Annotated in this window: 25 protein-coding genes and 2 pseudogenes; 9 read left to right on the top strand and 18 right to left on the bottom strand. The window is 66.0% G+C overall.

The genetic code is table 11. The features are described 5' to 3' along the window. Positions 1–9: 9 nt before the first annotated feature. On the bottom strand, positions 10–708 hold the full coding sequence (locus GNX96_RS24300) for a DUF2306 domain-containing protein (RefSeq protein WP_163569856.1): 699 nt from the start codon (positions 706–708) through the stop codon (positions 10–12). 266 nt (positions 709–974) lie between these two features. Here GNX96_RS24300 and GNX96_RS54750 point away from each other — a divergent pair, with 266 nt between their 5' ends. After that, entirely contained in the window at positions 975–1,337 is a 363-nt protein-coding gene (locus GNX96_RS54750; RefSeq protein WP_279581351.1) for a GntR family transcriptional regulator, read from the top strand. Beyond that, a pseudogene (locus GNX96_RS64690) lies at positions 1,265–1,765 on the top strand (TetR/AcrR family transcriptional regulator); the annotation flags it as partial. The gene GNX96_RS54750 and the pseudogene GNX96_RS64690, both read left to right, overlap by 73 nt. Positions 1,766–2,029: 264 nt before the next feature. Here the strand turns inward: GNX96_RS64690 and GNX96_RS24290 are convergent. The 6 genes from GNX96_RS24290 to GNX96_RS24260 all read right to left on the bottom strand — a co-directional run bounded on the left by GNX96_RS24290 (position 2,030) and on the right by GNX96_RS24260 (position 8,810). Continuing rightward, the gene (locus GNX96_RS24290) at positions 2,030–2,722 is read right to left on the bottom strand and encodes a hypothetical protein (protein WP_163569855.1); all 693 of its coding nucleotides are present in this window, start codon (positions 2,720–2,722) and stop codon (positions 2,030–2,032) included. Continuing rightward, positions 2,680–2,832, bottom strand: a complete 153-nt coding sequence (locus tag GNX96_RS24285; protein WP_163569854.1) for a hypothetical protein — start codon at positions 2,830–2,832, stop codon at positions 2,680–2,682. Before GNX96_RS24285 ends, GNX96_RS24290 begins: the two co-directional genes overlap by 43 nt. Next, entirely contained in the window at positions 2,829–4,808 is a 1,980-nt protein-coding gene (locus GNX96_RS24280) for a glycosyl hydrolase 2 galactose-binding domain-containing protein (RefSeq protein ID WP_163569853.1), read from the bottom strand. The genes GNX96_RS24285 and GNX96_RS24280 overlap by 4 nt, the downstream gene beginning before the upstream one ends. Before the next feature lie 65 nt (positions 4,809–4,873). Continuing rightward, complete coding sequence (locus GNX96_RS24275) at positions 4,874–5,719, bottom strand: carbohydrate kinase family protein (protein WP_163569852.1); 846 nt, start codon at positions 5,717–5,719, stop codon at positions 4,874–4,876. A 49-nt stretch (positions 5,720–5,768) separates the two neighbouring features. Next, entirely contained in the window at positions 5,769–7,463 is a 1,695-nt protein-coding gene (locus tag GNX96_RS54745; protein WP_279581327.1) for an ABC transporter permease, read from the bottom strand. Positions 7,464–7,469: 6 nt separating this feature from the next. Next, on the bottom strand, positions 7,470–8,810 hold the full coding sequence (locus tag GNX96_RS24260; RefSeq protein ID WP_163569850.1) for an ABC transporter substrate-binding protein: 1,341 nt from the start codon (positions 8,808–8,810) through the stop codon (positions 7,470–7,472). Positions 8,811–9,045: 235 nt separating this feature from the next. Here GNX96_RS24260 and GNX96_RS24255 point away from each other — a divergent pair, with 235 nt between their 5' ends. The 3 genes from GNX96_RS24255 (at position 9,046) to GNX96_RS24245 (ending at position 11,346) form a co-directional block, all read left to right on the top strand. Then, positions 9,046–10,047 carry an ROK family transcriptional regulator gene (locus tag GNX96_RS24255; protein WP_163569849.1) on the top strand — a complete coding sequence of 334 codons (1,002 nt, stop codon included), beginning with the start codon at positions 9,046–9,048 and terminating at the stop codon, positions 10,045–10,047. Then, on the top strand, positions 9,947–10,264 hold the full coding sequence (locus GNX96_RS24250; protein WP_279581326.1) for an ROK family protein: 318 nt from the start codon (positions 9,947–9,949) through the stop codon (positions 10,262–10,264). Before GNX96_RS24255 ends, GNX96_RS24250 begins: the two co-directional genes overlap by 101 nt. A 431-nt stretch (positions 10,265–10,695) precedes the next feature. Then, complete coding sequence (locus GNX96_RS24245; RefSeq protein WP_163569847.1) at positions 10,696–11,346, top strand: glycoside hydrolase family 25 protein; 651 nt, start codon at positions 10,696–10,698, stop codon at positions 11,344–11,346. A 21-nt stretch (positions 11,347–11,367) separates the two neighbouring features. On the opposite strand, the gene GNX96_RS24240 is transcribed toward GNX96_RS24245, so the two are convergent. Genes GNX96_RS24240 through GNX96_RS24230 form a run of 3 tightly spaced genes read right to left on the bottom strand, consistent with a single transcriptional unit; the run spans position 11,368 to position 12,481 of the window. Further along, positions 11,368–11,715 (bottom strand): LCP family protein, encoded by a 348-nt coding sequence (locus tag GNX96_RS24240; protein ID WP_163569846.1) that lies wholly within the window; start codon positions 11,713–11,715, stop codon positions 11,368–11,370. After that, positions 11,712–11,855 (bottom strand): LCP family glycopolymer transferase, encoded by a 144-nt coding sequence (locus GNX96_RS24235; protein ID WP_163569845.1) that lies wholly within the window; start codon positions 11,853–11,855, stop codon positions 11,712–11,714. The genes GNX96_RS24240 and GNX96_RS24235 overlap by 4 nt, the downstream gene beginning before the upstream one ends. After that, the gene (locus GNX96_RS24230; RefSeq protein ID WP_279581325.1) at positions 11,807–12,481 is read right to left on the bottom strand and encodes an LCP family protein; all 675 of its coding nucleotides are present in this window, start codon (positions 12,479–12,481) and stop codon (positions 11,807–11,809) included. Before GNX96_RS24230 ends, GNX96_RS24235 begins: the two co-directional genes overlap by 49 nt. A 313-nt stretch (positions 12,482–12,794) precedes the next feature. On the opposite strand from GNX96_RS24230, the gene GNX96_RS24225 reads away from it, so the two are divergent. Further along, positions 12,795–13,169 (top strand): hypothetical protein, encoded by a 375-nt coding sequence (locus GNX96_RS24225; RefSeq protein WP_279581324.1) that lies wholly within the window; start codon positions 12,795–12,797, stop codon positions 13,167–13,169. A 58-nt stretch (positions 13,170–13,227) separates the two neighbouring features. On the opposite strand, the gene GNX96_RS24220 is transcribed toward GNX96_RS24225, so the two are convergent. From GNX96_RS24220 to GNX96_RS24210, 4 genes are all read right to left on the bottom strand, one after another. After that, positions 13,228–13,677 carry a hypothetical protein gene (locus GNX96_RS24220; protein WP_163569842.1) on the bottom strand — a complete coding sequence of 150 codons (450 nt, stop codon included), beginning with the start codon at positions 13,675–13,677 and terminating at the stop codon, positions 13,228–13,230. After that, positions 13,677–14,144, bottom strand: a complete 468-nt coding sequence (locus GNX96_RS54740; protein ID WP_279581323.1) for an SDR family NAD(P)-dependent oxidoreductase — start codon at positions 14,142–14,144, stop codon at positions 13,677–13,679. The genes GNX96_RS24220 and GNX96_RS54740 overlap by 1 nt, the downstream gene beginning before the upstream one ends. Beyond that, the gene (locus GNX96_RS54735) at positions 14,081–14,452 is read right to left on the bottom strand and encodes an SDR family NAD(P)-dependent oxidoreductase (protein WP_279581322.1); all 372 of its coding nucleotides are present in this window, start codon (positions 14,450–14,452) and stop codon (positions 14,081–14,083) included. Before GNX96_RS54735 ends, GNX96_RS54740 begins: the two co-directional genes overlap by 64 nt. A gap of 79 nt (positions 14,453–14,531) precedes the next feature. Beyond that, a complete protein-coding gene (locus GNX96_RS24210) occupies positions 14,532–15,044 on the bottom strand; it encodes a tetratricopeptide repeat protein (protein WP_163569841.1) in 513 nt (170 codons plus the stop codon). A 245-nt stretch (positions 15,045–15,289) separates the two neighbouring features. On the opposite strand from GNX96_RS24210, the gene GNX96_RS24205 reads away from it, so the two are divergent. Then, positions 15,290–15,514, top strand: coding sequence for a hypothetical protein (locus GNX96_RS24205; protein WP_163569840.1), 225 nt, complete (start codon positions 15,290–15,292; stop codon positions 15,512–15,514). Then, positions 15,505–15,681, top strand: coding sequence for a hypothetical protein (locus GNX96_RS24200; RefSeq protein WP_163569839.1), 177 nt, complete (start codon positions 15,505–15,507; stop codon positions 15,679–15,681). The genes GNX96_RS24205 and GNX96_RS24200 overlap by 10 nt, the downstream gene beginning before the upstream one ends. 17 nt (positions 15,682–15,698) lie before the next feature. Here the strand turns inward: GNX96_RS24200 and GNX96_RS24195 are convergent, their stop codons facing one another. The 4 genes and pseudogenes from GNX96_RS24195 to GNX96_RS54730 form a co-directional block, all read right to left on the bottom strand. After that, positions 15,699–16,220, bottom strand: a complete 522-nt coding sequence (locus GNX96_RS24195; RefSeq protein ID WP_279581321.1) for an NB-ARC domain-containing protein — start codon at positions 16,218–16,220, stop codon at positions 15,699–15,701. Then, positions 16,196–17,371: an AfsR/SARP family transcriptional regulator gene (locus tag GNX96_RS24190; RefSeq protein WP_163569837.1), complete on the bottom strand. Its 1,176-nt coding sequence runs from the start codon at positions 17,369–17,371 to the stop codon at positions 16,196–16,198. The genes GNX96_RS24195 and GNX96_RS24190 overlap by 25 nt, the downstream gene beginning before the upstream one ends. A gap of 176 nt (positions 17,372–17,547) precedes the next feature. Next, positions 17,548–17,727, bottom strand: a pseudogene (locus GNX96_RS24185) (DUF732 domain-containing protein); the annotation flags it as partial. A 71-nt stretch (positions 17,728–17,798) separates the two neighbouring features. Further along, a complete protein-coding gene (locus GNX96_RS54730; protein WP_279581320.1) occupies positions 17,799–18,209 on the bottom strand; it encodes a hypothetical protein in 411 nt (136 codons plus the stop codon). 237 nt (positions 18,210–18,446) lie between these two features. Between GNX96_RS54730 and GNX96_RS24175 the strand changes: the two genes are divergently transcribed. After that, a complete protein-coding gene (locus GNX96_RS24175; RefSeq protein WP_313885775.1) occupies positions 18,447–19,517 on the top strand; it encodes an asparaginase in 1,071 nt (356 codons plus the stop codon). The last annotated feature ends 131 nt before the right edge of the window (positions 19,518–19,648 follow it).

The raw sequence follows: 19,648 nt of genomic DNA, 5'->3' as shown, positions 1-19,648 counted from the left end.
CGGGATGCCTCAGGACGCGGCGGCCGCCGCACGACGGGCCCGGCGCTTGCCGACACCGCGCTCGACCAGCCACCATTCGGCCAGCAACAACATTGTCGTCCAGCCCAGCCAGGCTCCCAGCGGAGCGATCTCGGCTGGTGAGGGCGATGGCAAGGCGATCGCGAAGATGATGCCCCAGATCCGGTTCGTGATAATCGAGAAAGTCAGCGCGAAACTGCGAATCATCCACCGTCGGTGGTCGGCGAACCGGCGCTTGCGGGCCATCCGGAACCCCACCGCGGTAAATGTCAGCCACAGCACCGCAAGCATCACGTCACTGGCCGCCGCCGGCGGCCCGTACGGGCTCGCCGCGCCGATGATCAGACCGCACACCCCGGCCGGCAGCACCCCGGCGAAGACGTACACGCGACCAATTCTGCGGTGCACGATCGGATACCGCTGGCGAAACCACGGCCAGATTTGCAGGCAGGCGGTCAGCATCGCGACCGACGCGAACCCGATGTGGGCCACCAGGAACGGGTAGTGCAGCGGGAAGGACGACGGCACTCTGGACAGCTGGGGATTGAGTGTTGTGTACGGCGGCAAGGAAAACGCCAAGAAGAGCAGCGCGATCAACATCAACGGCACCACCCACGGCCGACGCCACCAAGGCGTTGCGGGCCGCCGCGCGGTCTCGGCGGCCACTGCCTGTCCGGTGGATGTTGCCATGACTGGTCCTCCTTCCCTCGTATGTCACTCATACGCCGTACGGCGAAGTGTTCGTACAGCGTACCAATTGACGGCCACACCTCCCAGAGACGAAAGTATTACTCTACTGTACCGACTAAAGCATCATAGTGGCCCCCACCTCCGAGCTAGTGCACTAGCGCACCGGCGCAGGAGGGATGGTCACCAGACATAGAGGCGCACGACCGTAGAGATCTGCTAAGTTTCACCTCAGGTGCACTAGTGCACTAGGAGGGAAGACGGTGGCGATGCCCGATCCGCGCTATCAACTGATCGCCGACGAGATCCGCGGCCGGATCGAATCCGGCGCGCTGGCTCCCGGCGAACGAGTGCCGTCGACCCGGCAGATCGCCCGCGACTGGCAGGTCGCGATGGCCACCGCCACCAAGGTGCTCACCACCCTCCGGCAGCAGGATCTGGTGGAGGCTCGACCGGGTATCGGCACGGTTGTCCGCGCTTTGCATGCGAAAAAGCCCCGAAAGGCGGACCCGACCGCACCGCACTCAGCAAGGACACGATCGTCACCGCCGCCATCACGATGGCCGACGCCGAGGGCCTCGCCGCCCTGTCCATGCGCCGCGTCGCGGCCGCGATGGATGTCGGGGCGATGACCCTTTATCACTACGTTCCCAGCAAAGAGGAGCTCGTCCGGCTGATGGCCGAAGCGGTCTTCGCTGTCGAGTCGCTCCCCGACCCAGCCCCAGCCGGCTGGCGAGCCCGCCTGGAAACCGTCGCCCGCCTGCACTGGCGTACGTACGGACGCCACCCCTGGGTGGCCGCGCCGGCCATGACCTCCCTGGCGAGGCCACCGGTGCTGCCCAGTGCCATGGCCCAGGTCGAATGGCAACTCGCCGGACTGGACAACCTCGGTCTGACCCACCTGGAAATGCTCCGCGCGGTAGGAAGCCTGAACGGCTTCGTCGGCGGCGTCGCCCTAGGCCGCGGGATGGAGCTTGAAATCGAACAGAACTCCGGCATCACCAGCGAAAAACGCTGGGCCGCTACGACTCCCTCGCCCGGGAGGTCATCTCCAACGGAAACTTCCCCACTCTCAGCAAAATGCGCATCGGTCGCGGCGAGAGCGCGGACCTCGCCGCCCTCTTCGAATTCGGCCTGCAGCGCCACTTGGATGGGTTCGCCGCCTTCATCGACCGAGCCCGGCAACACCCCCCCCCCCCGCGAAGGTGACGTTCGACGGCCGGATTGCCTGCTCTATCACAACGGTTCCCGCTCGCCAAACCACAACAAAAGATCGGCCGCGCCGCAGAGTAATCTGCGACGCGGGCGACCGTACGAGCGATTGCTACCGAGCGGACACCGTCTGGCTCGCCACGTTCCAACCGGACAGGCTCACCACTGGGCTCGCGCCCTTCAGGTCCGACAGCCGATAAGTGGCCGTCAGAGTCTGGCTCTGGCCGGGCCAGAGGGTGATGTCGTTGTCGCTCCACTGAATCGGGAGCACCTGGTTGTCACCGGAAAGCGGCTGGCCGCCGAGGGTGCCACGCAGAACATCGGCCCGGGTGAAGAAAGCCGGAGTTTTCTGGCCACTCACGTTGCGGACGGTCACGGTGGTCACCGCGTGGCCATCGCGAACGGTCGTGTGCGAGGTCGCCTGCACGGTGGCCTTTCCGAGGCTCTGCAGCCCGGTCAGGTCCGCATAGCCGTTCGCGTTGTACGTGGCCCCGAAACCTTCGCCCAGCGTCTTGTTCCAGTCGATGCTGTCCGCCTTGGTGGACAGCCAGTAGACGTTTCGGCTGACGACGCTCGCACCGCGGGAGAGGGTGAGCTCCAGGAAGTACGTCTTGGAAATCCCGGCCGGCGCCTTCGTCGACAGCACGGTTTTGACGTCCTGGCTGGAAAGCGACGGAACCGACGCCTGGCTGGTGCCGGCGATTTTCCCGTTGAGGTCGATGAACTTCGCGGTGGCCTTCAAACCGGGCTGCTTGACGTTCGTCAGGTTGGCGACCTGAATCGAGCCGTCGTCGTACGAATACATGATGTGTGCACCGGCTCACCAGACTTCTTGGCTCCGAAATAGACGCCGGACTGGTCGAAGTCGTCGCCATAGATGCTCCACTGCAGGGACGGCCACGCCTTGTTCATCATCCAGTAAATGACCCCGGTGCTCGGGTTCGCGGCATCCTTGGAATGTCCGAGATATGCCTCGAACTGGGCCCGAGTGACCTCGTACTCGCCGACCTGCGCTTCTTTCTGGTACGAGGCGAGGTCGGTCCATGGACCGTACCGGTTGTAGAGCGGGGTGTTGTACTGGCCGAGCCGGCCGGCCTTTGTGTAGTTGTTGTACGTATAGACGTGATAGATGTCCGGTCCGCTCCCGCTGCCGGCGGTCGAGCTGAGGTCCCCCAGATCTTGTTCTGGTCCGCGGTGGGCAGGAAGCGGTTGAGGGAACTGGTGGTGGGGATGGTGTTTCCGGCGCTGGTCTCAGTGTCGAGGCCGTAGGCGCTGCCCGCGTTGGTGAAGGTGTCGTCGTTGGTCGGCGCGGTTTGGAGCCGGTGGCCCACCAGTAGTTCGGCGGCACGTAGTTGTACGGGCCTTCCTTGGAACCGGAGCTTCCCAGCTGCGCGGAGGATTTGTACTCCGCCGAGGAAACCTGCGGGGTCTGCCAGTCGGCGGCGGTGAAGGCGGTCAGGTAGATCGACTCCTTCGCCGGGTCCGGCTCGTTGTCGCTGCCCTGGTAGAACGTGAAAACGCTGGGGTGGTCCCGCAGTTCCGCGGCCACGTTCGACGCTTGGTTGGCCGCGTTGGCCTTCATGTTCGCGTCCCAGGTCTTGGAAAGATCCTCCCAACGATTGCAGCACTGCCAGCCAGTCAGCGCCAGGATGCCGGCGCGGTCCATCTGCTGGAACATGTCGTCCGGCGGGAAGTTTCCCTCGAACCGCAGGGTGTTCAGCCCAAGGTTGCGGATGTACGCGAGCTGGTCGGCGATGTTTTTCGAGGAGTAGCGCAGAAACATGTCTGGCGACCAACCGCCGCCACGGATCACCAGCGGCACGCCGTTGATGACGAACTGCCGCGAGCCGGACGGCAGCAGGGGGTCTTCCGGGCACCACTTTGGTCAGGTACGACGTGACCGTACGGATGCCGAAGTCATCGGTGTAGGCGTCCGAGCGCTGGCCCTGAACGACCGCGGTGGCGGACAAGTGATAAAGCGGCTGGTCGCCCATTTGCGCTGGCCACCAGATCGCCGGATGCACCACGTGCAGGCCGGGGGCATCCTGCCGGCTCACCGACACCGTGACTGTTTTGCCGGCCGGCACCGTGACGGTCTTGCTGAACGGAATCCGTGTCGCACCACGAGAAATGCAGCCGGCGAAAGTCGCCGACTGGTCTGTCGTGGTGTTGTTCCGCAGATCCGCCTTGACCGTCAGGTCGGACGTACTGAGGTCTTTGGCATTGTTCTGCAGGACATGCGTGTCTCGCAGCGAAATAGCGCCGTCCTGCGCCAACTGCGGTGCGAACTGCAGACCGGTCTGGCCGTCCGGTGCCTTCGGGTTCCAGTCCACCGTGTTGGACGTCAGATACTTGTTCGCGTCGTTTTTGTAGATGTCCAGCGCGATCGCGTTCGCGCCATCATGGACGTACGACGTGATGTCGTACTCTATCCGCGAGTACGCGCCCTGAAGTTGCGCCTCGTCGGCGAGTTTGGTGCCGTTGAGCCACAAGTTCGCCCGGCCGGAGATGCCGTTCATGATGAGATACGTGTGCTGGCCCGGCCGCGGGTGCACGGTCAGCTGGTTCCTATACCACCAGTTGACGGTGAACTGCGCGGTTGGCACCGAGGCGAGATTGTTGGAATAGAAGACATTCGGATAGCGGCCGTTCTCCAGCAACGCGGCCATCTCGGTCTCCGGCCGCGAAATCGGCAGCCAGCCAGCGGTGGAGTAGCCCGGGTCGGAGATCTTGTCACCGGTCGCGGTGGCCACCGCGGAGGTTTGCACCGCCCAGCCCTTGGTCAGGTCGGTCGTGCCCTGAGCCGTGCCGTGCAGGGTGTCGGCCGGGCCGGCCCACGCGGTGGCGGGCAGCATGCCCGCGGCGAGTAAGACGCTTGCCAGTACGGCCACCAAGCGGGGCCTACGTGCTGACATTGCTCCTCCTTGATAACTGTCAACTCAAGTAACGACTGGGTTTAGCGGGAGACATAACGCTCGCCGGACGGGCGGGACACTACCGTCGAGGCGAACCTGGTGGCCGCGCGCATTGCGGCCGGGAGTGACTCGCCATGCGCGAGGGCTCCCACCAATCCAGCATTGAAAGTGTCGCCGGCCCCCGTGGTGTCGGCGACCACCACTTTCGGTGCTGCTTCGGCAAAGGTGACACCGTCCGGTCCGGCCGCGTGGCAGCCGTCGGCGCCGAGTTTGACGACCACCCACCCGCCGGAGATTTCCTGCAGCGTACGAGCGGCACTATACGGGTCGCGGTCGTCGACCAGCGCGCACGCTTCACTCTCATTGGGGACAAATACGTCGACCAGTGGCAGCAGCTCATGCACCTCGGCGCGGGCCTGCGGGCCGAATCCGTCCGGATCCCAGGCGGTGTCGAAAAAAAACGTCTGCGCCCCGCCGGCTTTGGCTCCTTCCAACAGCTTCCGGGTAGGTTCACCACGCAGGGCGGGCGCACAGAAGTAGTCGCACACGAGCACGCTTGACGATGTCAGCGCGTCCGCCGGGATCATCGAGAAGTCGTAGGTCGCGCAGACTCCGAGCAAAGTCAGGAAAGAACGATCCCGGCCGGGCTTCTCGCAGGCGATCGTGACGCCGGTGGACTGGCCGGGCACCACCACCGTATCGGCGGCCAGCCCGCCGATCTCCTCCAACAGCCAACGACCGACGAAATCTTCCCCCACACAGCCGAAAAGTCGGGTGTCCAGCCCGAGCTCGACCATCGCGAGGGCGGCATTCGCGCCGGCGCCGCCGACCCGCATCGCCATCGTGTCAACGAACTGGGCGGCCCCCGGCGCCGGTAACTCCCCCACCGGGGCGGCGTGATCACATCCAGCTGAACCGCGCCGATAACGCTGACGGTCATCCCTTCACCGCCCCGCCGGACAGTCCGCCGACGATCTGCCTCTGGAAAATCGCCGCGATGATCACCGGCGGCAGCGCCGCGAGCACGCCACCGGCCGCCTGCAGGCCGAAGTTTGTGGTGTATCGCCCGGTGAATTCGGAAATCGCCACTGGGATGGTCTTGGACGCCGCCGTTGAGGTGAAGATCAGCGCGTAGAGGAACTCGTCCCACGCGATCAGGAAGGCGAAGAGCATCATCGCCAGCAAGCCCGGCCGGGCCAGCGGCAGGATGACCCGGAACAGCGCACCCATCCGGCTGCAACCGTCGATCCGGGCCGCCTCCTCCAGCTCGAACGGGATCGACTGGAAGTAGTTTCCCATGATCCAAAGGACAAACGGGGTGGCGAAGGAGCTGTAGACGACGATCAGTCCAAAGACGGTGTCCAGCAGGTGCAGCTGCACCATCACCAGATACATCGGGATCACCAGGGCGATCGGCGGCACCATGTACGTGGAGAGGAAGAACATCAGCACCGCGCGCCGGCCGCGAAATCGCAGCCGGGCGAAGGCGTACGCGCCGAAAACCCCGACCGTGGTGGAAATCAGCACGGTCGAGGTGGCCACGATCAGACTGTTGAAGAACGACGACCGAAAGCCCGCGAAGACGTTGTCTCCCTGTGCGGTGAAAATCTGCACGTAGCGATCGAAGGTCGGGTGCTGCGGAATCCAGTGCAGCGGGACCGCGAGCAGGTCGTTGTCGTTGGCGATGCTGGCGATCAACAGCCAGCCAAAGGGCGCCAGAATGACCACGCAGACGGCGATCGCCATCACGTGGACAAAAACACTATATCGCCGCGAGGGCGTTAAGACACTCATATCTCGTTGGCCGCCGAGCTGCGTAGGGCGCGGATGTAGAACGCCGCCAGGACAAGGATGACGATCACGATCAGGTAAGCCAGCGCCGAGCCATAGCCGAAGTTTCTCGTCGGAGAAGGCTCGTACGTATGTGAAATAGGCGATGCTCTGGGTGCCGTTGGCCGGACCACCGCGGGTCATGATGTAGATGATGTCGAAGACCTTGAAGGCCTCGATCGTACGCAACACCAGCACGACCAGGATCGACGATTTGAGCAGTGGCATAGTGATCCGCCAGAACCGCTGCCACGGTGACGCGCCGTCGACGACGGCCGCCTCGTGCAGGTCGCTGGAAATTGTCTGCAGGCCAGCCAGCAAAAAGAAGGCCACCAGGGACGTGTTCTTCCAGACGTCCGCCATGGTGACCATGTTCAGCGCCAGGAAGGGGCTGCCCAGCCAGGACTGGTACGAGCCGATGATGTGCAGCTGCGTCAAAAGGGCGTTGAGCGCGCCGTACTGCGAGTTGAGAATGAACCGCCACATCTGCGCGTTGACGACCGTCGGCAGTGCCCACGGCAACACCACGATGGCCCGGAAAAGCCACCGCAATCGCAGTTTGGCGTTCAGCAAGCAACGCCAACCCGATGCCCAGGCCGATTTCCAGCGCGGTGGACAGCAACGTGAAATAGGCGGTCCGGCCGATCGCCGCCCAGACCGCCGGATCGGTGATGATCTTGCCGTAGTTTTCCAGTCCGACAAACGGATAAGTGCCCGGAAAAGGGGTGTCCACAGTGAAGAACGAGGTGTAAAGGGTCCGCAGGATCGGGTAGAGCACGATGCCGAAAACGACGATGACACTGGGAATCAGCAGGGCCGCGGCGAACCGTGGCTCTCTCGTACGAACCAGCCAGGAACGTTTCTGGGTACCGGCGGACGGCGCAGGCGCAGCCACCGCGCCGCCCACCGGCGGTTCAGTTCGAAGCCGTGAAGGCATGGGCGGCTTCGGTCAGGGCGGCGGCGGCCGGGTCCTGGTGGCCCAGCAGCGCCTTCTGGATGTCGACCTGCAACTGCTGCGAGGCCGCGTTGTAGTTCGGCACCTGCGGCCGAAGAATCATGTCCTGCAGCTGGGTTTTTGGCGACCGAGACGACCGCCGGCGTGCCGGCCTTCTGCACCGCGGGCTCGTCGTACGAAGCTTTCCAAATCGGCAGCGAGCTGGTCGCGAACTTATCCTGCACGCTCTGGCTGGTCAGGTATTTCACGTACTCCCAGGCGGCGTCCTGATGCTGACTGCCGGAAGTGATCGCGAGCGCGGACGCGCCGTTGACGCCAGGCGCCTTGCCGCCGGGACCGGCCGGCGTGCGCAGCATGCCGACCTTGCCGGCGACCTTGCTCGCCTTCGGATCGTTTGCCTGCCCGTACATGAAAGTCCAGTTGAGGGCGATCGCCGCATTGCCCTGCGAGAACGTCTTGACGACGTCGTCCTCGATCGACTCGGCGGAGGCCGGATTGGCCAGGCCACTGGAAATCAGGTCACGCATGAACTGCAGTGCCTGCAGCCCCCCGCCGGACGTGAAGGCAGGTTTTCCAGCGGCATCGAGGAAACTGCCGCCAAAGGCGCCAACCAGAGCGGCGTAGTCACAGACGACCGCCTCAGCCTGCGCCCAACTGCCGATGAGCGGGTATTTGACGATGTTCTTGGCCTTCAATGCCTGCGCGGCGGACTTGACGCCGTCCCAGGTGGCCAGCTGCTCCGGCTTGATGCCGGCCTTCTGCAGCATTTCGGTGTTGTAGAACAGGTATTTGGTGTCCAGCAGCCACGGCATGCCGTAATACTTGCCCTCGTACTGAGCCGTTTGAATGGCTCCAGGGAAAATCCCGCTCAGCCCGGACAGCGCCTTCACTTTGTCGCTGATGTCCGCGACCACGTGCTTTTTGGCGAACTCGGCCGGCCAGATGCAGTCCATCAGCACCACGTCGTACGTGCCGGCCGGCGCGGCCGCGACGATCTTGTCGTGCAGCGCCTCGTACGCGACCAGGGTGTTCTCCACCTTGATGGTCGGGTTCGCCTTCATGAACGCGGTGGTCATGCCCTGGATGTCGGACGCGCTGTAACCGGCCTGCTGCTGCTGGTGCGCGCGCCCGGATCGTCGTCGTGCCGCTGCCCGAGCCGCCGCCACCGCAGGCCGCGAGCGCGGCCCCGGCACCAACGCCGACCGCGGCGGTCAGAAACCCGCGCCGGCTGAGCCGGGTCGCGTCAAACAAGTTCTCGGGCCGCGCTGCCATGCCGTCCTCCACGCCTGGCCGGCCCGGTGCGGGTCGGCCCCATTCGTTAAGGCTCCGAATAAATGAGGACTGTATTAGCGCACAGTACGTATGGTCAAGGGGGTGCGCAGTGCCAATTTGATCGGTAACCTTCCTGTCGAAAGGGGGTAACACGGCATGTCTCAACCAGACCAGCAGCCCGGCACGCCCGGCCGATCGCAGCTCAATCTGCTCCGCGAGCTGAGCGATCAGGCGGTGCTGGAGGCGATCTTCCGGGACGGGCCGATCACCCGGCCGGAGATCGCCGAGCACACCGGCCTGTCCAAACCCACGGTGTCCGAGGCGGTGCGCCGGCTGATGCAGGCGCGGCTGGTCCGGCCGATGGGCGTACGCGCCGGCAAGCCGGGCCGGTCTCCGGTGTCGTACGCCGTGGACGACGCGGCCGGGTTCGTGGTCGGCGTCGACATCGGCGGCAGCAACATCCGGGTCGGCGCGGTCGACATCTACGGCGAGAAACTCGCCGAGCTGGAACAGCGGACCGACACCAACAGCACCCGCGCGGTGGCCCGGCAGGTTTACGACATGGTCCGCGACGCGGTGCGTACGGCCGGCGCCACCCACGGCCAACTGCTGGCGCTCGGCGTTTCCACTCCAGGGGTCGTCGATCCGGTCACCAGGCGGGTGACTTCGTTGGCATACAACATCAGTCCCGATGGCGCGTACGATCCGCTGGCCCTGATTCGGGACCGCTACGAAGTGCCGCTTTTGGTGGACAACAACATCAATCTTTCCGCGATCGGCGAGAAATGGCGCGGGCTGGCCACCGGGGTCAGCGATTTCGTGTTCATTTCCATCGGCGCCGGCGTCGGATGGGCATCGTGCTGTCCGACGAGCTGGTGCGCGGCGCGCGCATGGGGCCGCCGGCGAGATCTGCTATCTGCCCTTCACCGGCGATCCTTTCGATCACCGGCACCGCATGCATGGCGCGTTCGAGGACGAGGTCGGAGCGGCCGGCGTGATGGCGGCGGCGCAGGCGCGGGAGGACTGGATAGGCGAGCAGCCGCGTACGGTCGAAGAGTTGTTCTCCCGCACCGAAACAGAGCCGGCCGCCCGGGAGATCGTGCAGTCCGAGGCGCTCAAGGTGGGCACCGCGATTGCGTCGGTGTGCGCGATGCTTGACCCGGCGGTGGTCGTGCTCGGCGGCGGAATCGGGTCCAACCCGGCTTTGCTGCGGCCAGTCAGGGAAACCACCGCCGCGTTGCTGCCACTGACCGCCCGGATAGAAACGTCGATGCTGAGAGAACAAGCCGCATTGCATGGCGCGATGGCGATCGCGCTGCGGGAAGCGCGGGACACGCTTTTTTTCCGCCGGGGCGTACGGGCGGCAGCTCTGTAACCTGGCTCACAGTCGCGAGCGGTCGGTCTTTCGCTTTCATCAAGGCAACCGAGCGTACGGCCTATCTGCGGCACCTCGTACCAGCTGGCGGTGCTGGCGAACCGCGATGACGTGGGCCACGGCTGACCGCGCGGTCGCCCTTTCGGGAAGACTCGGTCATTTTCCGGTGCGAGTCGATCTCGTTGCGTAGATTCCGGGACGGGGACAGCGGGAAGGCTGTCCCCACCTCTTTGACGAGAAAGGCGGCACCGTGCGGATTCGATCGGCCATCGCGGTCGCGGCAGCGGTGCTGGCGACCTTCACGGTCGCACCACCGGTGTTCGCGGACTCACCGTCCGACACCGACAGCCACCACCAGGTGCTCGGCCCGGAGGCGCGTTCTGAGCTGGCGCCGGCCGCGACCGATCCGGGCGACGGACCGATGGGCCTGGATGTCTCGCACTGGGACCATCCGGGCGAAGCGCCCATCGACGACGACGAAGGTGGCCGCGGCCGGCAAGTCTTTCGCTTTCATCAAGGCGACCGAGCGTACGGCCTACCTGAACCCCGCCTTCGCCACCGACATTCACGAAGCGGCCGCCGCCGGGCTCGACGTGGCGCCGTACCATTTCTACCGCGGCGAGTTCGACCCGAAGGAACAGGCGGAATTCTTCGTCAAGACTTTCCATTCGGCCGGCTACAGCGGCTTTGCCCCCGGTGAGTTGCCCCCGGTCGCCGACGTGGAATGGGCCGCCAACGGCGGCTGCCCACCCGGCACCACCGTCGACAACGTGCTGACTTTCCTTCGTACGGTCCAACTGCTGTCCGGCGTCCGGCCGATGATCTACACCCAGCAGTCGTTCGTGAACAGCTGCCTGGGCGGCACCACCGCGCTCGGCCACTATCGACTGTGGACGGTCGACTACAGTCGGACCCCGCCGCGGCTGGCTCCAGGATTCCCCGACTACACCTTCTGGCAATACACCATCGGCGCCGTCGACGGCGTGCCGACCAGCGCGACCAACAAGGTCGACCTGGACACTTTCCACGGCACCGCCCGCCAACTCGCCGAGCTGGCCCATCGCTGCTGGCGTCAGCACTAGGGCCCCCCCACCACGGCGAACTTACAGTCCGTGGGACGCGTCGTTGGCTGGATACCGCTTGAGGTAGCTGGCGAAGTTGTCACTGTTCAGGGCGGTCCCCAACGCGGCCGTCGCGTCCGGATTCACCCGCTCGTAGTCCACGCCGCCCATCACCAGGGTTCCATTGGTGGGCAGTGTGGAGAAAGTGATCGAGTTCATCGTCAGGCCACGAGCGGCGAAGGCGAGGTCTTTCACCGGCATTCCTGTGTCGACGGTCAGTGAGGACGTCACGGCTTGCAGAAGGTCGCTGAGTTTGTACGGATTACTGAGGACGCCAGCCGTGCCGGCCTGTTTCACCAAGGCGTGGATCAGCTGCTGCTGGCGCTTCATCCGGTCATAGTCGCCGTCGGCAGGCCGTGCCGCTGTCGTACGTAGAACTCGGCCTGTTGGCCAGTCAGGTGATGCCAGCCTTTGGTCCAGGTCAGGTGAAACTGGTCGTCGTACGTCGTCTTGTCGACGTAGACGTCCACACTCCACCGACCGCGTCGACCGCCTTGATCAAAGCGCTGAAACTGACCACCACGACGTGGTTGATCTTGATGCCGAGCAGGTCCTGGACGGTACGTACGGTGAGCGCGGGACCACCGTACTGCAGGGCGGCGTTGATTTTGGTTTTTCCGCCGTCCCATGATCCGGCGGCGGGGACGCTTACGTACGAATCGCGCTCAATCGAGAAAGCGTAGACGTGGTCGAATGTGGTGTCGATGTGGAACAGGATGATCGAATCGGACCGTTGCCCGTCCACTCCCTGACTCTTCGCCCGCGCGTTGTCCGCGTTGTCCGAGCCAAGCACCAGAATGTTCATCGGCCCGGCGATCGGCGCGCCCGATGGTGGGGCGCTGCTGGCTCGCTCGTCCTGAGGCACGCCAGCGAGGAAGTTGTTCTTGTGCACCTGATTGGCGTAGTGGTCAGCGATCGCGTTGACCGCATAGGCCGCGCCGCCACCGACCACCACGACGACGATGCCGACCACAAGACACACCCGCGCCCATCGCGGCAGCCGCTTCTTACCCCCACCCGAGGGGGCCGGCCACCGCGGGGCGTTCCATAGATCGTCAACTCCGCCCAACTCCTTTGTTGTCCGGAAGCTCACCATGTCCCGGTCTCTGCCGAAGGCGGTAGCCAAATGCCATGTCTCTCTGACGACTGATGCCCGTAACTGGTTCCCGGTGAATCGACACTTTAGCGAAAACGATCCAACCGGCAACCGTACGGTCAGGAAAACCCAGCTATCACCAGGAAACATGGTCCAAAGTTTTACCGTCGACGATTCCTTCAGTAATTGTTTAATCTCCGGCCGGATTTCGATGCGTGTCGCATATGTCGCGTTTGTAGGTTTTGCCGTATGGTCGGGCGAGCGGCCTCCAAGGCCGCTGATCGAACCATTTCCCGAAAGGAGTTTCGCCTCAATGAAACGACATGTGGCCACTCTCGGAGCCATCGCCGCGGTGGCGGTAGGCGTGGCGGGTTTCACCGGCGTAACGGCGACGGCCAGTTCCGCGGCCGTGGTTTCGCCGTCGTACGCCAGTGCGCCCACCAAACCGAAACCGCATACGGCATCGATCAACGGGGTCATCGTCGGCATCAAGATCGGCCGGAACCGTGAGATGGTGACCCTGCGCACCACTCGCGGGCTCGTACACGTTGTCGTCACGAACAAAACCAGGATCGCTACCCCGACCGGCCGGCACGCCCGGCTGCGGGTAGGCGAGAAAGTGACCGTGACCGGCATCGCGATACTACACACCCAGACAATCAGCGCGACCGCTGTCATCGTTCACTAGTGTCCTGCGCTTCGAACCCAGTTTGGGCTGCCGGTTTTCCTACCGGCAGCCCAAACAGCTAACCAGGCAGCGCGATGACCAGCAGTACGGCGGCAGCCAGCAAAAGCACCAGCCGAGCGGTCGAATCGCGCAGCCAACGGCGACCTTTTTCCTTCAGTTCCGGCGAATCAGGACCGTCGACGTCGACTTTGTTAAAGGCGACAACACCGGGAATGAACCAGATAAGAGTGGCGATCCAGGCAGCCAGGTAGCAAACGACGGCGGCGAGGACGAAACCAGCGCGGCCAGTGCCAAGATTTCCGATCGTCGCGAGGACGAGCGCGACGAAAGTGATCGCGTGCAGCGGGAGCCAGAACTTCCACGAGGTGTCCGCCTGGTATCGGCGAAGAGAGGCAGGCGGCGCCGAAAAGTACGTCGGGAAAACGTAAATCGCCTGATAGCCGCCGACACTGGCGATCGCGATCATCCCGAACGCGGCCACCGCGAGCGTCGCCGTCGCGAAAGGCATCACCGCTCCTGCTCGTACGGCGGCATCCCGGCCAGCAATCCGCCGTCGACAGACAGGCTGGTGCCGGTGATGAATGCGGCGCCGGGGCCGCACAGCCACACCACCGCCGCGGCGACCTCGGCCGGCTGCCCGAGCCGCCGCATCGGCACCGAAGCCGCCACCTTCTCGCGAGTCCGCGGCCCGGCCCGGTCGAGGTTTTCGGTGCGTACGGGCCCAGGCGTCAGCGCGTTCACCCGGATGCCGCTCGCCGCGTAGTCGAGCGCGGCCGTACGGGTCAGCCCGGTCAGCCCGGACTTGGCCGTGACGTAACCGGCGAGCCCGCCGACGGCCCAGTGCGCCGCGGTCGAAGACATGTTGACGATGGCGCCGCCGCCGCCGCGCACCATCGCCGGGATCTCGTACTTCATCGCGAGGAACACCCCGCGCAGGCTGACCTGGATCGCGCTGTCGAAGTCGGCGATCGCCACCTCCGCGAGCGGGGGGTCGGCCGGTGCCCGCCGCCGGCCGCGTTGTTGACGGCAACGTCCAGCCGCCCGTACGCGCCGAGCGTGCGCGCCACCTGGCAGACCGAGTCCGGGTCGCTCACGTCTGTTGGCACCACGATGGCGCTCCCACCGCGCGCGGTGATCTGGTCGGCCACGGCCTGCAACGCGCGCTCGTCGCGCGCCGCCAGCACGACCCGCGCGCCCTCGTCAGCCAGCGCCTGGGCGGTCGCGGCTCCGATCCCACGGCTCGCACCGGTGACCAGCGCGACCCGCCCCTGCATCGTTCCCATGATCGTCTCCCTCAGTATCGTCGCTGGTCACGACGCTAAAGCGGGAGTCCGTCCGGCCGAATCGGCGAAGTTGCCGGTGTTATCGCCGGTCGGCGCCGGTGGGTTGGGCGAGCCCGAGGATCCGGTGGCGGGTGGCGCTGGCCTCCGGACCGCGGTGCTGCTCCTCGTACATGGTCAGGGCCTGTTCCCACGCCTGTTGCGCCTGCCTTGGTTCGCCGAGCGCCGCGTGGGCGTCGCCGAGACTGTCCAACGCGGCGGGTTCCAGGTATGTGTGGCCGAGGACGCGGAAGAGCGCGATCGCGCGTCCGTAGTAGCTGACAGCGTCGGCATAACGCTCTGTGTGCAGCGCGATGTAGCCGAGACTGTCGCAGGTGTACGCCGAACCGGCCCGGTCCTGATGCCGCTCGTACCCGCTCAGCGCGGCTTCGCAATGCCGGCGAGCCTCTTCGTAGCGGCCGAGCTGAGCGCTGTACCACCCCACCAGATTCAGCGCTTCGGCCGTCATCACCGGATTGCCGACCTCCCGGAGCAGGACAAGCGCCTCGCGAGCATGCAGCAGCGCCGGCACGTCCTCGTCCTGCCGAGCCAGCACCCAGGCGAAGGTCGCGTGCGTGTGGGCCCGGCCGACCGTGTCGCCAGCGCGTTCGGCGAGCGACAGCGCCCGCCGCAGGTGCGACCGAGCCTTGGCCGGCGCCCCGGACCGGGCCCAGGCCAGGCCGATCCGCCGATGCGCCTGCGACTCGACGGCGGGATCGCCGAGCCGCTCCGCGGCGTGCGTGCAGCCCCAGCTGCCAGCTGGCGAGGCTGTCCGTCAGGCTGCCGCGGCGGTGCTGGAAGGTGCCCAGCGACCAGGCCAGCTGCCACGTACGAGCATCCCAAGCCCGCTCGGCGGACCGCCGCAAGGTTGCTAGCAGGCAGGCATATTCGCTGGTCAGCCAGGTCAGCGCGGTGGCCAGGTCGGGCATCGGCAGCGGCCGGCAGCCGGCCACCGCCGGGCTCAGCGCGATCGGCGGGCGCACGGTATCGAGCAGCCGTTCGCCGGCGTACGCGGTGTGCAGGTAGAAGTCGACCAGGCGGCGCAGCCCCTCGTCGCGCTCGACCTCCGGTTGCGTGATGGCGGCCTGTTCGGCGGCGTAGAGCCGGACCAGGTCGTGCATCCGATAGCGGTCCGGCACCGGTTGACTGACCAGGTGCGCGGCCTCCAGTTCGCGCAGCTCGGCGCGCGGTGACTCGGTCGTACGCGCCGTCAGCGACGCGGCCGCGGCCAGGCTGATGTCCGGTCGGGCGCCTGCGCCAGCCAGCGGAACACGTCGTACGCGCCGGGGCTGAGCGCGGCCATCGAGGTCTGGAAGACCGCCCGCAGGTCGGTGCTCAGCTCGCCGATCTCCAGCGCGTCCAGCCGGGCCGACGCGTCCCGCAGCTCGCCGGCCAGCCGGGCCAGCGGGAAGTCGTTGGCGGCGGCCCGGGCCGCCGCGATCGCGAGCGCCAGCGGCAGGCCAGCGCATCGCTGGACGAGCTCGGCGGCGGCGGCCGGCTCACCGGCGATCCGCCGCTCACCGAGATGGTCCGCGAGCAGCCGGATCGCCGCGTCCTCGTCCAGCGTTTCCAGGCTGACCACCGACAATCCGTGCGCGACCGAAAGACCACCCAGCAGCCGCCGGCTGGTGACCAGCACGGTGCAGGTCGGGCTGCCTGGCAGCAGCGGCAGCACCTGCTCGGAGTCGCGGGCGTTGTCCAGCACGATCAGCATCCGCTTGTCGGCCAGCAAACTGCGGAACAGTCGGCCTGGGCGGCCTCGTCCGCCGGGATGGCCGTACTGGACACGCCCAGTGCCATCAGGAAGCTGCGCAGTGCGGTCGAGGCGTCCAGCGGCGGCACCGCCGGGTCGAAGCCGCGCAGGTTGACGAAGAGCTGACCGTCTGGAAAGCGCTCCAGCCGCTCGTACGCCCAGCGCAGCGCCAGCCAGGTCTTGCCGATCCCGCCGATGCCCTCGATGGCCAGGATCGCGGTCCCGTCCCGATCGCTGTCCAGCGCCTCGGTCAACCGGGCCAGCTCCGCGCCACGGCCGCTGAACAGCCGTGGCGGAGCGGGCAACTGGCGGGCCACCGGCCAGCGCGCCAAGATAGCCGGTATCACCGCTGGAGCTGCCGCCGGAACCGGCTCCGGCGCGCTGGCCAACAGCCGCTGATACTGCTGTTGCAGCTGCTCACCGGGGTCGGCGCCGAGTTCGTCGCGGAGCCGCGTTCGTACGCTCGCATAGCAGTCCAGCGCCTCGGCGGCCCGCCCGGAACGCGACAGCACGGTCATCAGCCGCAGCCACAGCGACTCACGCAGCGGATACTGGCTGGTCGCCTCTCGCAGCTCGACGATCAGGCCCTGGTGTTCGCCGAGCGCGAGGTCGATATCGACTCGCCGCTCCAGCGCGTCCAGCCGCTCCTCGAGCAGCCCGAGGCCCACGTCGTTGGCGAGGTGTTCGGGCCGCAGGCCGGTCAGTGGCTGACCGCGCCACAGCCGCAGCGCGGCGGACAGCCGGTCTCGCCGCACCTGGAGGTCGGTCAGCTGTTCGGCCTCCTGTACGAGCCGGCGAAACAGCCACACGTCGACCTGGTCCGGCCGCACTTCCAGCAGATATCCGTTGGAGGCCGCCCGAATGGCCTCTGATCGCAGCGCGGTGCGCAGCCGCGAGACCAGGCTCGCGAGGCTGCCGCCGGTGTGGGCCGGCACGTCCGGGCCCCAGAGCCAGCCGGCCAGCCGGTCCACCGGCACCGGCTGGCCGGCGGACAGCGCCAGCGCGGCCAGCAGCGGCCCCAACCGACCGGAGGGCAGCTCCAGGTCGACGCCGTCCACACTCACTTCCAGCGGCCCCAGCAGGCCGACTCGTACGCCCGCGCCAGCCGCTGACGGGTCGGAAATGCTCATCGTTTTCCTCAGGCACTTCGTCGAGGGATGCGAGCTTCTTCCAGTGACCACGTCCAGCATCCCTCCGCGGTTCGAAATCGACCAAAGAATCACCTTATTTGACGGAACCGACAAATGGTCTACCGCACTGTCAAACCGGCGCCGAAAACGCGCGCTGACCAGATTTCCTTGGACTGCTAGTTGGAGGGAACCTTGCCGCCGTTTTCGGGGCAGTACGTCTGGACGGCGGTGCTGACGAGGAAATGCTTCTGGTCGGAGGTCAGGTCGGTCTTGCTGAAATCGGACACCACGTCGGAATAGCTCTTGCCGCCGGCGAACTCCAGGCACACCAGATGGCCAGCCGCGACCAGCGTCGAGTCCGCCGGTGGAGGCGGTGATGCCCTGACTTTTCAGCTTCGCCACGAAAGCGCTGTCGGTCGCCGCGCTGTCAGACGCCGAGGTGGACGGCGACGCCGACGGGGTCGGCATCCCCTCGGTCGGGCCCGGCGCCGGGTGCGAGGTCGGCGACGGGGTCGGCTTGGGCTGGTTGAGGGCCACCACCGCGAAGACCCCCGCCGCCGCAAAGCACCAGCAACAGAACCGCCACGCCGATGACGATGCCGATGATCAGCCCGGTACGGGACTTCTGAGGCGGCGGCGGGTACGGCGGTTGCCCACCTGGCTGATACCCCGGTTGTCCGTACGGTGTCTGCTGGTGGGGCTGTTGATACGGCTGCTGATAGGGCTGGCTATATGGCTGCGGGGGCTGGTACGGCCGCGTCGGATCGTTCTGCTGATATGGGTCATAGCTCATGCCAGTCGCCTCCAGATGGCGCCAGGTCGCCCACCAGAACGGCACGCCGGCATTCCCCCGGTTGGCGAATGCGCGCCCAACCCGGCACCCAAGACCTCCATACTGCGACCAGATCCGGCGAGAACCGACCACCTGATCGGTTCAAGGTTTACACACGTTCGGCCGAGTCGGTTTTGCCCGTAGGGGCAAGACGTTTTACCGATCGAGAGGAACACACCATTTCGCACGTGGCGCTCATCCTGACCGGCGGAACGATCGACTCACTCGGCGCGTCCCGCCTGGATCTGGCCTGGTATCCGGACCACGGCCGGCGACTGGCGGCCGGCGCGCTGGTGGCGGCGGGTGCCGGAGCTGGCCGAATTCGGCACCGTGCGGGAGATCCCGTTCCGACGGTTGTCGAGTCACGCGCTGACCTCCGCCGACTGGCTCGATCTCGCTCGTACGGTCCAAACCCTCCTGGACCGCGCGGACTGCGATGGCGTGGTCATCACGCACGGCACCAACACGCTCGAGGAAACCGCCTATTTCCTGCGGCTCACCGTGAATTCCGACAAACCCGTGGGGCTGACCGGAGCGATGCGGCCGGCCTCGGCGCTGGGTGCGGACGGCTACCTGAATCTCGTACGCGCCGTCCAGGTGGCCGCCGCACCGCAGGCCCGCGGCCGCGGAGTGCTGGTCGTGATGAATGACCGGATCCACGATGCCAGGGATGTCACCAAAGCATCCACGATGCGGGTGGATGCCTTTGTGGCGCCCGATTCCGGCCCGCTGGGCAGCACTGATACCGACGGCCTGGTCGTCTTTTCCCGCGAGCGTACGCACCCGGACTCACCGATCTTCACCCTCCCGGATGTCCTGCCACGAGTCGACATCGTGCTGTCCTATGTGGACGCTGACGGTGTTTTCGTGGAGGCAGCGGTCGCCGCCGGCGCGAAGGGCATCGTCTGCGCGGCCACCGGCGCCGGCTGGCCGACCCCGCTCCAGCAGACCGCACTGGAGCGCGCGGCGGCAAACAATGTGGTGGTGTGTTTCGCCAGCCGGACTGGCTCCGGCCGAGTGCCCCACACCCGTCCCGGGCCGGGTGATCACCGCTGTCACCGCGGACAGCCTTTCGCCATGGAAGGCCAAAGTGCTGCTGGCGCTCGCCCTCACCCGGACCACCGACCTCGGCGCGATCCAACACCTCTTCGACCACAGCTGACGGAGGTACGTCGGCGGGCGTCGCATCCATCGGACAGCGCCTCGTCAGAGGTCCTTTATCGCTACATGAGGATGTCGGGAACGACGGCCCAGCTCTTTCGTTCGAAATCTGTGCAGTTTCGCCCGACATGGGGTCAGAAAATAGGTAGGTAAGACATTTGCCGGCAGCCTGACGGACAAATACCCACATTCTCTTTAGCCAGTTCTTAGCGGATATTCAGGTTCTCCCCAAGGACGCCTTGACGCTGTCTCACGATTTCAGTAAACGGTGAGTCACCGGAAAG

The organism is Fodinicola feengrottensis (genome assembly GCF_010993775.1).
GTDB classification, from domain to species: domain Bacteria; phylum Actinomycetota; class Actinomycetes; order Mycobacteriales; family HKI-0501; genus Fodinicola; species Fodinicola feengrottensis.
Note: the sequence above shows the minus strand (reverse complement) of the source record. Positions and strands in the feature narration are given on the sequence as shown.

Excerpts from the sequence above, each read along its gene's own strand:
- GNX96_RS24245 (WP_163569847.1), top strand. The coding sequence starts at position 10,696 with ATGTCTCGCACTGGGACCATCCGGGCGAAGCGCCCATCGACGACGACG.
- GNX96_RS24220 (WP_163569842.1), bottom strand. The coding sequence starts at position 13,677 with ATGCCTTTCGCGACGGCGACGCTCGCGGTGGCCGCGTTCGGGATGATC.
- GNX96_RS54750 (WP_279581351.1), top strand. The coding sequence starts at position 975 with ATGCCCGATCCGCGCTATCAACTGATCGCCGACGAGATCCGCGGCCGG.
- GNX96_RS54735 (WP_279581322.1), bottom strand. The coding sequence starts at position 14,452 with ATGGGAACGATGCAGGGGCGGGTCGCGCTGGTCACCGGTGCGAGCCGT.
- GNX96_RS24190 (WP_163569837.1), bottom strand. The coding sequence starts at position 17,371 with ATGAGCATTTCCGACCCGTCAGCGGCTGGCGCGGGCGTACGAGTCGGC.
- GNX96_RS24300 (WP_163569856.1), bottom strand. The coding sequence starts at position 708 with ATGGCAACATCCACCGGACAGGCAGTGGCCGCCGAGACCGCGCGGCGG.
- GNX96_RS24285 (WP_163569854.1), bottom strand. The coding sequence starts at position 2,832 with ATGATGAACAAGGCGTGGCCGTCCCTGCAGTGGAGCATCTATGGCGAC.
- GNX96_RS24230 (WP_279581325.1), bottom strand. The coding sequence starts at position 12,481 with ATGGTGAGCTTCCGGACAACAAAGGAGTTGGGCGGAGTTGACGATCTA.
- GNX96_RS24255 (WP_163569849.1), top strand. The coding sequence starts at position 9,046 with ATGTCTCAACCAGACCAGCAGCCCGGCACGCCCGGCCGATCGCAGCTC.
- GNX96_RS24225 (WP_279581324.1), top strand. The coding sequence starts at position 12,795 with ATGAAACGACATGTGGCCACTCTCGGAGCCATCGCCGCGGTGGCGGTA.
- GNX96_RS24240 (WP_163569846.1), bottom strand. The coding sequence starts at position 11,715 with ATGAAGCGCCAGCAGCAGCTGATCCACGCCTTGGTGAAACAGGCCGGC.
- GNX96_RS24290 (WP_163569855.1), bottom strand. The coding sequence starts at position 2,722 with ATGTATTCGTACGACGACGGCTCGATTCAGGTCGCCAACCTGACGAAC.